Raw genomic sequence first — 13,298 nt, forward strand, 5'->3', positions numbered from 1 at the left:
GAACGAGTTCTCCCAGGTGGTCGCTCAGCCTGACGGGCACCTGCGCTTCGAGTCGGCGGTGGTGCCGCAGCGCGCCCGTCGCAGCGACGGCTGGGCCGACGTCGACCTTTCGCTGAGTCCCGGAACCGCAGTGCTGGCGTTCGGACAAACGCGACGATGAGCCTTGGCTGTTGCCTAAGGCTCTTGCAGAAGGATCATTCGGTGGCTAGTGACAAGTGACACCAACAACGGCGACCGCTCCCGGGGCTTCGAAGCTCGGGAGCGGTCGGCGTGGCAACGGCGAGGTTCGGTCGGCTGGCGGCTCGTCAAGCTGGCCCAAGGCTTCGGCGGGCTGGTTCTGGCCTACGCGACGATGCTCGTCGGGACTACGCTGTTGAGCTTCTATTCGGGTACCTACTCGATCGGGGCGACAGGCCCGGCCGAGCGGTCGATCCGGGCGACTGTCCAGAGTTGCGAGCGGGTCGGTCCGGTCAGCGACATGGGGCTGGGCTACTGGTGGGTCTGCCACATCCGGGTGGCGACGACAGACCGGGGTGATGTCGAGGCGGTGGTGGACCGGTCGATCGTGTCGAAGGAGGACGTCGGCCGGTCGGTCGACCTGCGGGAAGCTTGTGGCGACAAGCCTGGCGACACCTGCACCTACGGCAAGGCCGCTGGTGCCGGCTGGCAGCTCTATGCCGCCGGCATCCGCCTGGTAGGCCCCTTCTTGATCTTCCTCATGCTGGCGGCAGTGTGTTTCTATTTCCTGGCCGCCGTGCTGGGGGCACCGCGGTATCTCGTGGTCATTCGGTGGTGGCAGCGAAAGGTGGCGAGGTCCAGCAATGACTGAGGTGAACGGTTACGTCCAGGGGCTCCAGGAGCGGCTCGTCGCCGACGGGTGCACGGTGACGCACGAGAAGCTGGGCGACCGGACCGTTCTGGTCGGCTACAAGTCCAAGATCAAGGCATTGACGAAGCAGCACGTCTTCACCGTCGTGGACACCGCCGACCACGTGACCGAGCCGATCCTGCGCGGCTTCACCGACGCGGCGGTCACGCTCGCCACCGATCGCAAGGGCCAGTGGCGTGGCATGCAGTCCGGCGTGATCGTCCTGCCGATCCTGGTAGCGACCGGGGTGGACGAGGCGGCCGTCGCCGTCACGCAGAAGTCCTACAGCCTGGGGTCGGGCGGTTTCGCGGTGATGGCCCAGCCGGCCGTGGTCGACGTGACCGCCGGCCGGGTCTGGACCTTCCGCGGCACTCGCCTGTGGGGCTACGCCTTCAACTCCCTGATCAAGAAGACGTACCAGCGCTACCTTCCGTAGTGGAAGTGAGGATGACCAGTCGTTGCGTCGCACGCGTCATGGCGACGTAGCGGTCCACCGCCCCCTCGATGCCCTCGCCGAAGCGGTCCGGGTCGATCAGGATCACCAGGTCGAACTCCAGGCCCTTGGCCAGCGTGGGCGTGAGCGAGCGGACCCGGTCGCGCTCCCGGAACGACGGATGGCCGATGACGCAGGCGATGCCCTCGGCGTTCTCCGACAGCCATGCGTCGAGCATGGTCTCCAGCGAGGAAAGCGCCGCGTGTACGACCGGAACCCCGCTGGTGCGGATCGAGGTGGGAACGTTCGCGTCGGGGAGCGCGGCCCGGATGACCGGCTCGGCCTCGGCCATCACCTCGGCGGGCGTACGGTAGTTGATCGTCAGCGACGAGATGGTCACCTGGTCCAGCCCGACCCGCCGCAGCCGGTCCTCCCACGCCTCGGTGAAGCCGTGCCGCGCCTGCGCCCGGTCGCCGACCACGGTGAAGCTGCGCGACGGGCAGCGCAGCAGCAGCATCTGCCACTCGGCGTCGGTCAGCTCCTGCGCCTCGTCGACGACGATGTGCGCGAACGGGCCGGCGAGCAGATCCGGGTCGGTTTTCGGCACAGTGCTGCCCTCGTCGAGGACCTCGCGCAGGTCCTGCTGGCGGAGCATGGTCATCAGGCCTTCGCCGTCGTCGTACTCGTTGGACGCGATCAGGTCCTCGACGACCCGGTCCATGTCCTTGCGGGCGGTGGCGGTCGCGGCCTTCTGCCGGCGTTTGCGTGCGGAGACCGAGGCGTCGCCGAGCCGCTGCCGGACCGCGTCGAGCAGCGGCAGGTCGGCCACCGTCCACGCCCGCGGATCGTCCCGCTGCAGGGTGCGGATCTCGTCGACGCTCAGCCAGGGCGCGACCTTCCGCAGGTAGGCCGGCACCGACCAGAGGTCCGCGACGATGTCGGCGGCGTCCAGGATCGGCCACGCCCGGTTCAGCGCCGCCCGCAGCTCCCGCCCGCCGGGCTCCTCGATGATCGCGAGCAGCTCGTCCCAGATCTCGTCGCGCGCCTCGTTGTGCGGGATGCCGTCGGCCGCCTCGAACGCCGCCGCCCAGTCCCGCGCGGTGACGGTCACGTCCCCGTCCCGGGTCTCGACGGTCGTCGCCTTCGCCGGCGGCTCCTCGTAGAACCGCACGGCCGTCTCCATCGCCCGGACCAGCCGCGCCGACGACTTGAGCCGAGCCGCCTCCGGATCCTGCTCGGGCACCGCTGTCGCGCCCTCGGCGAGCAGGTCCCGTAGCGTGCAGGTCTGCACGTCCTCCTCACCGAGAGAGGGCAGGACATCCGCGACGTACGCGAGGTAGGGCTCATGGGGGCCGACGAAGAGCACCCCGCCGCGGCGGGCACCCAGGCGTGGGTCGGAGTAGAGCAGGTATGCCGTCCGGTGCAGGGCCACCACGGTCTTGCCGGTGCCCGGTCCACCGTCCACCACGAGGGTGCCGCGCGACCCGGCCCGGATGATCGCGTCCTGGTCGGCCTGGATCGTGCCGAGCACGTCGCGCATCCGCGGTGACCGGCTCGCGCCGAGGCTGGCGATGAACGCCGACTGGTCGTCGAGCGCCGCACTGGCCCGGAGCCCGTCGGCCGTGAACACCTCGTCCCAGTAGTCGGTGATCCGCCCCTCCAGCCACCGGTACCGCCGCCGGCTGACCAGCCCGTCCGGGTTGGCGTGGGTCGCACCGAAGAACGGCTCGGCGGCCGGCGACCGCCAGTCGACGAGCAGTCGCCCGCCCTCGCCGTCGGTCAGCCCGAGCCGCCCGATGTAGACCGTCTCGCCCGACTCGTGGACCATCCGCCCGAGACACAGGTCCAGGCTGAACCGGCGCAGCGTACGCAGCCGAGCGCTGATCCGGTGCACGGCGTCGTCCCGGTCGACGGCCTGACGGCCCTTGCCGGCCGGGGCCTTGCGTTCGATCTCCAGGCGTTGTTCGAGCTCGGCGATGGACCGGGCCAGGCTCTCCGCCATCGCGACGAAGTGCTTCTCGTCCTCGCCGATCTGGTCCGGGTCGTCCTTCGCCGGGTGGTTGCGCAGATCAAAGACGGTCACGGGCGGAACTCCTCGATCAGCATCTCGGCGGCGACGGCGGCACCGTCGGGGTACATCGCGGCGGCCACGGCGGCGGCGTGCGCGGCGGTCTCCGGGGCCATGGCCACCTTCAGCGCGTCAGCGACGGACTCACCGGTGGCGCCGATGCCCAGGGCGGTGACCCGCTCCGCCCAGTACGGCTGGTCACCGCCGTGCGGGACGATCACCTGCGGGACGCCGGCCCGGGCCGCGGTGTGCGTGGTGCCGGAACCGCCGTGGTGCACGACCGCGGCGACCCGCTTGAACAGGGCCGGGTGGCTGATCTCGCCGACGACCAGGCAATCCTCGGCGTCGAGCCCGGCCCAGCCCGCGGAGAGGATCACCGGGTGGCCCTGGGCGCGGGCCGCGTCGACGGCGGCCCGGGCGAGCTCTTCCGCGACCGGCATGCTGCCGAAACCGACGTACACCGGAAGTGGCTCTTGATCGAGGAATGCCTCGACCTCGTCGGGCAGGTCACCCTCGTCGGGCAGGATCCACGTGCCCGTCTGGACCACCTCCAGATCGGCGGGCTCGAGCCACGGTCCCAGCAGCGAATCGGTCGCCAGCCAGGGCAGATCGGTGAAACCGTGGTCGCGGACATCCTTGACCTCGGGCAGGCCGTGCCGGGCCCGTTCGGCGTTGAGCACGTCGCGGAACAGCTCGTTCGCGGCCGTAGCGTCCTGCTCCCACAGCACGCGGTTGTCGGTGACCGCCGGGTCCAGCGGATGACCGGGCCGCGCGATCGGCCGGTGATGCGGCGACGGCAGAGAATTCGGTTGAAAAGCCGCATAGACGTACGGGATGTTCAGCATCTCCGCGACCGACCGCGCCCCGGCGACCGACGGCAGGATCCCGCACGCCACCAGCACGTCCGCGCCCTCCAGGACGGCCGGGAGCTTCGCGAACTGGTCGGCGATCAGCGCACCCGCACGATCCCGGATCGTCCCGGTGACCGGGCCGCGCATCAGCTCCCGCGGCGACATCCCGACCGGCACGAACGGCACCCCGCGCAGCGGCACCTCGTCCGGCGGCGCGCAGACCGTGACCTCCGCGCCGAGCCCCCGTAGCCGCACCGCCAGGCCGATCAGTGGTTCGACGCCGCCCCGAGAGTCGTACGCCGACAGCACCACACGCACTCTGGTTCCCCCATTTTTGCAGCTCACAGCGTTGACTGAGCGATTGTGCCGGACCACCCGGGCCTTGCCGCAAGCCCCCGGGTCTGCTATAGGTTAGAGATGGGAAGGGGTGTGTCCGCCCCCTTCATTCCGCCTCCTGGTTGCTAGCCGAGGTCGGCTCACGCATGGCGGCCCTCAACGATCGACTCCGGCTGACGAGCCAACGCCGGACCTGTTTCCGTGCCCGGCCGCGGCCGACGCGACGCCCTCCGGTCGAGCGATCTCGGTGGGCCATGGGCGCTTCGCGGTCACGGGTGGCGAGGACGTTTCCGGCACGGTGTCGGATCTGCCGCGGGTCGTTCGTAGAACAGGCGCCTGGCAGGCAGCGAGCAAGGTCGTGTACTCCACGACCCTCGCCGCGGTGTCAACGGCCGGCACCCGGCTCGAACGCCGTTTCGACCCCGCCGCGGTACGTGAGCTGAAGGCCGCGGCCAGCAGTGATCTCACCATCGGCGGTGCCGACCTCGCGGGGCGGGCTTTCCGGGCCGGGCTGGTCGACGAGTGCCGGTTGGTTGTCCTGCCCGTCCTGCTGGGCGGGGGTAAGCCAGGGCTGCCGACCGGCGTACGCGCCGAACTGCAGCTCCTCGATGAGCGCCGATTCGAGAACGGCGTCGTCCACCTGCACTACCGCGTCCCGGGCAGTGACCGATAGCCCCTGAGACGCGGAGCGGCGTCCGACGCATCGGCCAGAGCGGAAGTCAGTGACCGAGGAGCACGAAGATCAGGGCGAGCACAGCCGGGACCGTCTGCACGTAGAGGATGCGCCTGCTCGCGGTGAGCGCGCCGACGATCCCCGCCACGGCCACGCACACCAGGAAGAAGATCTTAGCCGCGAAGCCGGTGTCGCCGCCGGCGATCAGACCCCAGATCAGCCCCGCGGCCAGGAAGCCGTTGTAGAGGCCCTGGTTGAACCCGAGCGTCTTGGTCTGCTGGGCGAACTCCGGCGTCAGCCCGAACGCCTTGTATCCCCGCGGCTTGGTCCACAGGAACATCTCCAGCACCAGGATGTAGACGTGGATGAGCGCAACGATCCCGGTCAGCACATTTCCTGCGATGATCATCCCGGCAGGGTACCGGCAGAAGTTTTCGGCGATCCGACCCATCCGCTCGCCCGGCCGCTCCGAATCCCGGTTCGGAGGAACACGTGCAGCGAAGGGCGGACGCAATGGCGGAACGTGGCACGGGGCGCCGGCCCGATCATCTGACACCGGTGCCGACAGCGCCGCCGGACGCCGACGAACTGCTGCGGGCGGTGGCGCGCGGCGACGAGCCGGCTTTCGCCCGGCTCTACGACCTGGTCGCGCCGCGCGTCTACGGCCTGATCCGGCGCATGTTGAAGGATCCCGCGCTGGCCGAGGAGGTCGCGCAGGAGGTGCTGGTGGAGGTGTGGCGGACCGCGGCGCGCTTCGATCCGGCATCCGGGTCGGCGACGGCGTGGGTGTTCACGATCGCGCATCGCCGGGCCGTGGACCGGGTTCGTGCCGAGCAGACCGCCGCCGCTCGCACGATGCGGGCCGGGGCGGCAGCGATCGACACGCCGTACGATTCGGTGGCCGACGAGGTGTCCGGCCGCCTGGAACGTCAGCAGGTCCGGCGCTGCCTGGACGATCTGACCGAGTTGCAGCGGCAGTCGGTCACCCTGGCGTACTACCAGGGCTACTCGTATCCGCAGGTCGCGGAGCTGCTCGGCACGCCGGTGGCGACGGTCAAGACGCGGATGCGGGACGGCCTGATCCGATTGCGGGACTGCCTGGGAGCGGGGGTGGCGGCATGATCGCGGACATTCACGCGCTGGCCGGCGCGTACGTGCTGGACGCCGTCGACGACCTGGAACGGGCCGCCTTCGACCGGCACCTGAGCGAGTGCGACGCCTGCCGTGGCGAGGTCGGCGAGCTGCGTGAGGCCGCGGTCCGGCTGGCCGGCGGCACCTGGTCGGTGCCTCCGCCGCGGCTGCGCGACAACGTGCTCGACGAGATCAGGAAGACGCGGCAGCTCCCGCCGCGCGCTGCGAAGCCGGTCGTGGCGCCGGCCGGCCGTCGCCGCCGTCTGGTGGCTGTCGCGGCCGCCGTCGTGCTCGCGGCCGCGGGGGCGGGCACGGCCGCCTATCAGATTCAGGATCAGCGCGTACGGGATGCTCAGGCGAGCGCCGCCGCGACCCGCGCCGAGCAGGAGCGGGTCAACAGCATCCTCGCGTCGCCCGATCTCACGGTGCGCACCCAGCAGTTGGACGGCGGCGGCCGGGTCACCATCGCGTACTCCCGCCTGCGGGACGCGGGGGTCGTCTCGCTGATCGCCGACGCCCCGCCCACCGGCGGCCGGGTCTTCCAGCTGTGGACGGTCCACGCGACGAAACCGGTCGACGAGGGTGTCCTCGCGGTCGGCCAGACGTCGGTCGTGAAGGTGATCGATCACATGCCGTCGGCGTCCGACGTGGGCGTCACCGCCGAGCCGGCCGGTGGCTCGCGCGTGCCCACGGACCCGATGCTGGCCGATCTCAAGATTGTTTGAGATCGCACCAATCCGCTGCACGCTTCGCTCCGAATCCTTCATGAAAGTCCCGATGATGGAGGTAAGAACGATGCGTGCAACGAAGTTCACCGCCCTGACCGCCGCCACCCTCTTCGCGATCTCGCTGTCGGCCTGCGGCAGCGACTCCGACGACAGTGGCAGCGGGACGGCGGCCGCGCCGGCACCGACGATGACCTCCGCCGCGGCGGCGCCCAGCTCGGCCGCCCCGATGGACTCGATGGCCAACTTCGGGACCGGCTGCGCCGCGGTGCCCGCCGACCCGGCCAACGCCGGCAGCTTCGAGGCGATGGCGAAGGTCCCGGTGGCGACCGCGGCCTCCGGCAACCCGCTGCTGTCCACCCTGGTCACGGCGGTCAAGAAGGCCGGCCTGGTCGACTCGCTCAACTCCGCCGACGGGATCACGGTCTTCGCGCCGACCAACGACGCGTTCGCCAAGATCCCGAAGGCCACGCTCGACAAGGTGCTCGCCGACAAGAAGACGCTGACCAGCATCCTCACCTACCACGTGGTGCCCGGCAAGCTCACCCCGGCGGACCTGGCCGGCACCCACAAGACGCTGCAGGGGCAGGAGCTGATGGTCGCCGGCAGCGGCGAGAGCTTCACGGTCGGCACCGACAAGGCGTCGGTGATCTGCGGCAACGTGCAGACGGCGAACGCCAACGTCTACATCATCGACTCCGTCCTGATGCCGAAGAGCTGATGCGAGACGGTTTGCGCGCCGCGATCGACGGGATCGTCGCGGCGGGCTCCGGGATCGCGGCCGCGGAACTGTTCGCGGCCGCGATCCGGCCCGGATCGGGTCCGCTGGTCACGGTGATCGACGCGACCGGATGGGCCACGATCACGGTGACCGTGGGCTGATCATGTGCCGCAGAACGTCCGGTACGGTCCGAAGTCGCCCGGTGCGGGCTCGGCGTAACGGGCCAGGCCGCGGCGCTCGTGGAACGGGTCCGAGATCGCGTCGACCAGGCGGTGCAACGGGTCCAGGTCGTCGTCGACCGCCGCGGCAAGGGCCTCCTCGACCAGGTGGTTGCGCGGGATGTAGATCGGATTCACGCGATCCATCCGCTCGGCGTCCGGGCTCAGGGACTGCCAGCGCGGGAGCCAGGCGTCGAAGGCGGCCGGGTCGTCGAAGAGGGCCCGCGTGAGGCCGGCGTTGCCACGGGCCGCCTCCGACAACGTACGGAAGAAGGTCGTGTAGTCGATCTTCCCGGCGCGCAGCAGCTCGGCGAGCTCGGTCGTCAGCTCGGCCGGCGGGTCCTCGGCGAGGCCCAGCTTGTCGCGCATGCCCACGGTCCACGCGGCGTCGAACCGGGGCGCGAACCGCTCCAGCGACGCCACGGCCAGCGGGATCGCCTGCTCCTCGTCCTCGTGCAGGAGCGGGAGCAGCGCCTCGGCGAGCCGGGCCAGGTTCCACTGGGCGATGCCGGGCTGATTGCCGAACGCATACCGCCCGCCGGTGTCGATCGAGCTGAAGACCGCGGCCGGATCGACGGCCTCCATGAACGCGCACGGCCCGTAGTCGATGGTCTCGCCGGAAATCGTCATGTTGTCGGTGTTCATCACCCCGTGCACGAACCCGACCAGCATCCACTTCGCGATCAGCGAGGCCTGAGCGTCCACCACCGCGTCGTAGAAGCCCAGGTAGTCACCTTTCAGCGCCGGATAGTGCCGGTCGATCGCGTGGTCGGCGAGCCGCCGCAGCAGCTCGGCGTCACCCGTCGCGCGGGCGAACTGGAAGCTGCCCACCCGCAGATGGCTGGCGGCGACCCGGGCCAGGACCGCGCCCGGCTGCGGCTGCTCCCGCAGCACCTTGCGGCCGGTGGCGACCACGGCGAGCGAACGTGTCGTCGGGATGCCGAGCGCGTGCATGCCCTTGCTGACGATGAACTCCCGCAGCATCGGGCCGATCCCGGCCAGGCCGTCGCCGCCACGGGCGAAGGGGGTGCGGCCGGAGCCCTTGAGATGCAGGTCGCGCCCGTTGATCTCCCCGAGCAGCAGGGCCCGGCCGTCGCCGAGCCGGGGAGAATAGCCCCCGAACTGGTGACCGGCGTAGGCCTGCGCGACCGGCTTCGCACCCTCGGGCACCTCGGTGCCGGTGAGCAGGCCGACCGTCAGCCGCGACGGGTCGACGCCGAGCTCGGCGGCCACGTCCTCGTCCAGGACCAGGAGGCGGGGGTCGGGCGTCTGCTCGGCGGCCCACGGGATCGCCATCTCCGGCAGCTCGTCGGCGAAGCGATGTTCCAGCGTCACGTCCACCCGTCGACCCTAGCCCGCCGGAGGCGGTGAACCGCGCGCGTCGCAGGTGTCGCAGCCCACTGCCGACGGTCGCGCCGTGGAAGATGGTGGCCATGTCTGACACCCACCTCAGGACCAGGGCCACCGTCATGGGGTACGCGATGAAGGCCCTGCGGCGACTGCCCCGCCCCGTCCGGCGGGCCGTCCTCGACGGCGCCGGCTCGGGCGATCTGCCGCCGGTCGCGGACTTCGTGCGGATACTGGAGATCGCCGGGAACATGCCGAACTCCGGCCCGACCCACGCGGAGCTGATCGCGCGCTACCCGGCGCTGTCGGACGTGGAGGTGACCGACCCCGCGATCGACGCGGTCCCGGCCCGGCTCTACCGCAGGCCCGGGCAGGACGCCCCGGCGGCGCTGGTGTGGGTGCACGGCGGCGCGTTCGTCTGGGGCGACCTGGAGATGGCCGAGTCGCACTGGACCGGGCTGATGCTGGCCGCGCGGGGGATTCCGGTGCTGACGCTCGACTACCGCAAGGCGCTGCACGGGGTGACCTACCCCGCGGCGTCCGACGACGTGCTGGCCGGATGGTCGTGGGCGGTCAACCACCCCGACCGGATGGGAGTGCCGGCCGCGAAGATGCACCTGGGCGGGGCGAGCGCGGGCGGCAGCCTGGCCGCGGGCGTCGCGAAACGCCTGCGTGACGGGCAGGGCCGCCCACCGGCGTCGGTCGTGCTCGCCTATCCCGGCGTGCACCCCGAGCTGACCGGGTGGGACCAGGCCGGGCTGGCCGCGATCCGCGCGAGACGGGACGCCGTGTACTTCTCACCGGAGTGGATCCACGACCTGAGCGTGCACTACGCGGGGGCCGCGGGACTGACCGATCCGTACGCGTTCCCCGGCGTCGGGGACCTGGTCGGCACGCCGCCGACCCTGATCGTCAACTGCGAGGCGGACACGTTGCGGCGTTCGGGGGAGCTCTACGCCGAGCAGTTGCGCGCGGCCGGGGCCGAGACCAGTGTGCACCTGCTGCCGGGGGCGGCGCACGGGACGCTCAACGAGCCGTTCACCGAGGCCGGGGTGCGGACGATCGACCTGATCAGCGACTGGCTCGGCGCGAAGTAACCGGGTCGCGGGGCTGGCACCTCGACAGTCGCGGGGGAGGCACCCCGATAGTCGCGGGAGAGGCACCCTGATGGGGGGCAGCGGGAATCACTGATCAACCAGTACCCTGACGCGCTCACAGGTTCTTCGCAGTTTTCTCGCCATGAGGTGACCATGTCCCAGCCGCAGCCGACTCCGTGGGGTGGCGCGACCCCCGACCCGACCGCGCCCGCCTATCCGGCGCCTGGGTCCTACCCCGGCCAGCCCGCGCCCGGCGCCTACCCCGCCCAGCCCGCTGCTGGCGGTTACGCCGGTCAGGCCGCTCCCGGCACTTACCCCGGTCAGCACGCTCCTGGCGCCTACCCCGCCCAGCCTGCTCCTGGCGGTTACCCCGGTCAGCCCGCGCCTGGGGCCTACCCCGGTCAGCACGCTCCTTACCCCGGTCAGCCTGCGTCTGCCCATCCCGGCCAGCCGGCCGCGTACCCGGCCTCGGGTCAGCCCGCTTACCCGGGCGCGGCCCCGGGGCAGAGCACGTTCCCGCCGCCGTACGCCGGTCAGCCCGCCCCCGGAGCCCAGCCTGCCTACGCTCCGGAAGGCGTCCTGCCCTGCCGGTTCTGCGGCTCCATCCCGGCCGCGCAGGTCAAGTTCCGCGGCCACCAGGGCATGATCGTGCTGATGCGGTTCCTCAGCAGCGAGGGCCCGTTCTGCCGCGACTGCGGGCTCGGCGTCTTCCGGCACATGACCTCGCGCACCCTGGTCCAGGGCTGGTACGGCTACGGCTCGTTCATCATCACCCCCTTCACCGTCCTGATGAACCTCATCCGCCGCGGCAAGGTCGCCGCCCTCGCGCCGCCGCAGCCCAACCCGTACGGCACCAGCCACCCGCCGGCGGACCCGGGCCCGCGCCTGCTGGAACGCCCGCTCACCTGGGTGGGCCTGGTGATCCCGTTCGCCCTCGTCGCCCTGATCGTCTTCGCCGCCACCCGCAACTGACCGGCTGACTGCGCACTCGTGGAGCACCAGCCGGCATCCTCCGGCTGGTGCTCAGGGGTGTTCGCCCCATCGGAAACACCTGTGGCGGCCGGCCGGCAGCGCGGGGCCGGCCGCCAGAGGTGCATCACCGCGTCGGAGACACCTCTGGCGACCAGCCGACGGAGTGCGGCCGGCGCGCAGGTTTCTGTCAGTCCTGCTCGTGCTCGGCGATGTAGCGCTTCGGGTCCTTGTTGTGGAAGTCGAGCCCCTTGCCCTGCGGGTGCTCGGCGAAGAACCGCAGCCACCTGGCCCCGAGCTCGATGCGCAACTCCATGCTCGCGTGCTTGCGGAAGTCGGGCAGCACCTCGTCCTCCTCCTCGGCCAGGTGCTCGCTGTTCTCGGTGCGCGCCTGCCAGACCCCGGCCCACCAGCCGTCCGACCCGACCGGATGCTTCGACGCCTCGACGATCCCGTCCCGGATCTTGTTGTGGTCCCGGATCGCGTCGTCGGTCTCCTCCTCCGCTTCCTCACCGCCGCTGTCGGTCAGCAGGTGCGGGTAGAGGATCTCCTCCTCGGCTTCCGCGTGGATGTCGAGGTGGAGCGCGAGCGGTTCCCAGAGCGCCCGCAACTGCTCCTCACCCTGGGCATCGTCGAGCCGTGCGAACCCCACCCGGAACGTGTGGTGGTCCTCCATGATCAGCGCCGTGATCTCGTCCATGCCCGCACCCTACAAACCCGCGCGCCCCGCCGCCCGGGGGCTGTGGACAACTTCGCCGCCCCGCGCGCTGTGGACAACTCGATTTCCTGTCGGCCCTCCGGTGTAGCGTCCCGGGCATGTCAGACGAACAGGTGTTCGAATCCGCGGCTGCCCGGCGTCAGTCCTGGCTGTGGCGGGCGATGACCTCCATGGCCTGGGCGGTGATGTCGGCGATCAGGGAGGCGGCGCTCTTCACCGCGTCGATCAGACCGACGCCCTGCCCGGCGAGCAGCGGCATCTCCTCGAGGTCACCGGTGGTGACGCCGCGCATCGGCACCAGGCTGGCGAAACGGGGGATGTCGATCTCGGGGCCGCCGACACTGGTCCGGCCGATGACCGGGCGCGGCGCGTCGGCCGGCGGCGGTTCGGGGAATTCGTCGACGACACGGTTGCGCAGCACCCGCATCGGGTTGAAGGCCGGGGTCTCCGGGCCGAAGAGCGAGGTTCGCACCGTCGCCGTGGGCCCCGCCGCGACGAGGCGCTCCTTGTATCCGTCGTGCGCGCCGGATTCGTCGGTGGCGACCAGGCGGGTGCCGATCCAGGCCCCGTCCGCGCCGAGCATGAGCGCCGCCGCGAGCCCGCGGCCGTCCGCGATCCCGCCGGCGGCGAGCACGAGCGCCGGCGCGACCGCGTCCACGACCTGCGGCACCAGGGCGAAAGTGGGCAGCGTCGCGAAGTTGTGCCCGCCCGCCTCCAGGCCCTGCGCGACGACCACGTCGACACCGTCGCCGACTGCCCGCCGCGCCGCGTCCACCGAGCCGACCTGCTCGAAGACTCGCGTTCCGGCGGCGTGCAGCCGGTCGATCCAGTCACGGGGCGGGTGGCCCCAGTGGAAGGAGACGACCGGCACTGCCGCTTCGCAGGCCGCGTCGATCTGGTCCGGCACGGTCAGGCCGGTGATGAAGTTGACGTTGAAGGGCCGCTCGGTTCCGGCTCGGATCGCGCCGATGACCTGGGTGAGCATCGGCGCCGGCATCAAGCCGACGCCGAGTGCTCCCAGAGCGCCCGCATTGCTGACCGCGACCGGCAGGTCCGGGGTGGACGCCACGAACGCCATGCCGGCCTGGGCGATGGGCGTGCTCAGGCCGTATGCCTCGGTGAATCTGGTTCTCAGCTCCATCC

General features: G+C 71.2%; 15 protein-coding genes. 9 read left to right on the forward strand and 6 right to left on the reverse strand.

Annotated elements, in window-relative coordinates:
- Nucleotides 1-208 precede the first annotated feature (208 nt).
- The gene (locus tag Acy02nite_RS37160) at nt 209-829 is read left to right on the forward strand and encodes a DUF6346 domain-containing protein (protein WP_203752273.1); all 621 of its coding nucleotides are present in this window, start codon (nt 209-211) and stop codon (nt 827-829) included.
- Nucleotides 822-1,304 carry a hypothetical protein gene (locus Acy02nite_RS37165; RefSeq protein WP_203752276.1) on the forward strand — a complete coding sequence of 161 codons (483 nt, stop codon included), beginning with the start codon at nt 822-824 and terminating at the stop codon, nt 1,302-1,304. The genes Acy02nite_RS37160 and Acy02nite_RS37165 overlap by 8 nt, the downstream gene beginning before the upstream one ends.
- Here Acy02nite_RS37165 and helR read toward each other — a convergent pair.
- Nucleotides 1,273-3,384, reverse strand: a complete 2,112-nt coding sequence (gene helR / locus Acy02nite_RS37170; protein ID WP_203752278.1) for an RNA polymerase recycling motor ATPase HelR — start codon at nt 3,382-3,384, stop codon at nt 1,273-1,275. The genes Acy02nite_RS37165 and helR overlap by 32 nt on opposite strands.
- A complete protein-coding gene (locus Acy02nite_RS37175; protein ID WP_203752281.1) occupies nt 3,381-4,538 on the reverse strand; it encodes a glycosyltransferase in 1,158 nt (385 codons plus the stop codon). The genes helR and Acy02nite_RS37175 overlap by 4 nt, the downstream gene beginning before the upstream one ends.
- A 376-nt stretch (nt 4,539-4,914) precedes the next feature.
- Between Acy02nite_RS37175 and Acy02nite_RS37180 the strand changes: the two genes are divergently transcribed.
- Nucleotides 4,915-5,229 (forward strand): dihydrofolate reductase family protein, encoded by a 315-nt coding sequence (locus Acy02nite_RS37180; protein WP_239175539.1) that lies wholly within the window; start codon nt 4,915-4,917, stop codon nt 5,227-5,229.
- 46 nt (nt 5,230-5,275) lie between these two features.
- Here Acy02nite_RS37180 and Acy02nite_RS37185 read toward each other — a convergent pair whose 3' ends face one another.
- A complete protein-coding gene (locus Acy02nite_RS37185) occupies nt 5,276-5,638 on the reverse strand; it encodes a DUF1304 domain-containing protein (protein WP_203752284.1) in 363 nt (120 codons plus the stop codon).
- A gap of 104 nt (nt 5,639-5,742) precedes the next feature.
- On the opposite strand from Acy02nite_RS37185, the gene sigK reads away from it, so the two are divergent.
- The 4 genes from sigK (at nt 5,743) to Acy02nite_RS37205 (ending at nt 7,967) form a co-directional block, all read left to right on the forward strand.
- Entirely contained in the window at nt 5,743-6,351 is a 609-nt protein-coding gene (sigK, locus tag Acy02nite_RS37190; RefSeq protein WP_203752287.1) for an ECF RNA polymerase sigma factor SigK, read from the forward strand.
- Nucleotides 6,348-7,085, forward strand: coding sequence for an anti-sigma factor (locus Acy02nite_RS37195; protein WP_203752290.1), 738 nt, complete (start codon nt 6,348-6,350; stop codon nt 7,083-7,085). Before sigK ends, Acy02nite_RS37195 begins: the two co-directional genes overlap by 4 nt.
- A 70-nt stretch (nt 7,086-7,155) precedes the next feature.
- Nucleotides 7,156-7,806 (forward strand): fasciclin domain-containing protein, encoded by a 651-nt coding sequence (locus tag Acy02nite_RS37200; RefSeq protein ID WP_203752293.1) that lies wholly within the window; start codon nt 7,156-7,158, stop codon nt 7,804-7,806.
- Nucleotides 7,806-7,967: a hypothetical protein gene (locus Acy02nite_RS37205; RefSeq protein WP_203752388.1), complete on the forward strand. Its 162-nt coding sequence runs from the start codon at nt 7,806-7,808 to the stop codon at nt 7,965-7,967. Before Acy02nite_RS37200 ends, Acy02nite_RS37205 begins: the two co-directional genes overlap by 1 nt.
- On the opposite strand, the gene Acy02nite_RS37210 is transcribed toward Acy02nite_RS37205, so the two are convergent.
- On the reverse strand, nt 7,968-9,365 hold the full coding sequence (locus Acy02nite_RS37210) for a protein adenylyltransferase SelO (protein WP_239175541.1): 1,398 nt from the start codon (nt 9,363-9,365) through the stop codon (nt 7,968-7,970).
- A gap of 92 nt (nt 9,366-9,457) precedes the next feature.
- On the opposite strand from Acy02nite_RS37210, the gene Acy02nite_RS37215 reads away from it, so the two are divergent.
- Nucleotides 9,458-10,468 carry an alpha/beta hydrolase fold domain-containing protein gene (locus Acy02nite_RS37215; protein WP_239175542.1) on the forward strand — a complete coding sequence of 337 codons (1,011 nt, stop codon included), beginning with the start codon at nt 9,458-9,460 and terminating at the stop codon, nt 10,466-10,468.
- A gap of 153 nt (nt 10,469-10,621) precedes the next feature.
- Nucleotides 10,622-11,440, forward strand: a complete 819-nt coding sequence (locus Acy02nite_RS37220) for a hypothetical protein (protein WP_203752297.1) — start codon at nt 10,622-10,624, stop codon at nt 11,438-11,440.
- 187 nt (nt 11,441-11,627) lie between these two features.
- On the opposite strand, the gene Acy02nite_RS37225 is transcribed toward Acy02nite_RS37220, so the two are convergent.
- Nucleotides 11,628-12,137, reverse strand: coding sequence for a hemerythrin domain-containing protein (locus tag Acy02nite_RS37225; RefSeq protein WP_203752299.1), 510 nt, complete (start codon nt 12,135-12,137; stop codon nt 11,628-11,630).
- A gap of 157 nt (nt 12,138-12,294) precedes the next feature.
- Nucleotides 12,295-13,296, reverse strand: coding sequence for an NAD(P)H-dependent flavin oxidoreductase (locus tag Acy02nite_RS37230; RefSeq protein WP_203752301.1), 1,002 nt, complete (start codon nt 13,294-13,296; stop codon nt 12,295-12,297).
- Nucleotides 13,297-13,298 lie beyond the last annotated feature (2 nt).

Source organism: Actinoplanes cyaneus (assembly GCF_016862095.1).
GTDB lineage: Bacteria > Actinomycetota > Actinomycetes > Mycobacteriales > Micromonosporaceae > Actinoplanes > Actinoplanes cyaneus.

Excerpts from the sequence above, each read along its gene's own strand:
- Acy02nite_RS37165 (WP_203752276.1), top strand. The coding sequence starts at position 822 with ATGACTGAGGTGAACGGTTACGTCCAGGGGCTCCAGGAGCGGCTCGTC.
- Acy02nite_RS37185 (WP_203752284.1), bottom strand. The coding sequence starts at position 5,638 with ATGATCATCGCAGGAAATGTGCTGACCGGGATCGTTGCGCTCATCCAC.
- sigK (WP_203752287.1), top strand. The coding sequence starts at position 5,743 with ATGGCGGAACGTGGCACGGGGCGCCGGCCCGATCATCTGACACCGGTG.
- Acy02nite_RS37195 (WP_203752290.1), top strand. The coding sequence starts at position 6,348 with ATGATCGCGGACATTCACGCGCTGGCCGGCGCGTACGTGCTGGACGCC.
- Acy02nite_RS37200 (WP_203752293.1), top strand. The coding sequence starts at position 7,156 with ATGCGTGCAACGAAGTTCACCGCCCTGACCGCCGCCACCCTCTTCGCG.
- Acy02nite_RS37205 (WP_203752388.1), top strand. The coding sequence starts at position 7,806 with ATGCGAGACGGTTTGCGCGCCGCGATCGACGGGATCGTCGCGGCGGGC.
- Acy02nite_RS37215 (WP_239175542.1), top strand. The coding sequence starts at position 9,458 with ATGTCTGACACCCACCTCAGGACCAGGGCCACCGTCATGGGGTACGCG.
- Acy02nite_RS37220 (WP_203752297.1), top strand. The coding sequence starts at position 10,622 with ATGTCCCAGCCGCAGCCGACTCCGTGGGGTGGCGCGACCCCCGACCCG.
- Acy02nite_RS37225 (WP_203752299.1), bottom strand. The coding sequence starts at position 12,137 with ATGGACGAGATCACGGCGCTGATCATGGAGGACCACCACACGTTCCGG.
- Acy02nite_RS37230 (WP_203752301.1), bottom strand. The coding sequence starts at position 13,296 with ATGGAGCTGAGAACCAGATTCACCGAGGCATACGGCCTGAGCACGCCC.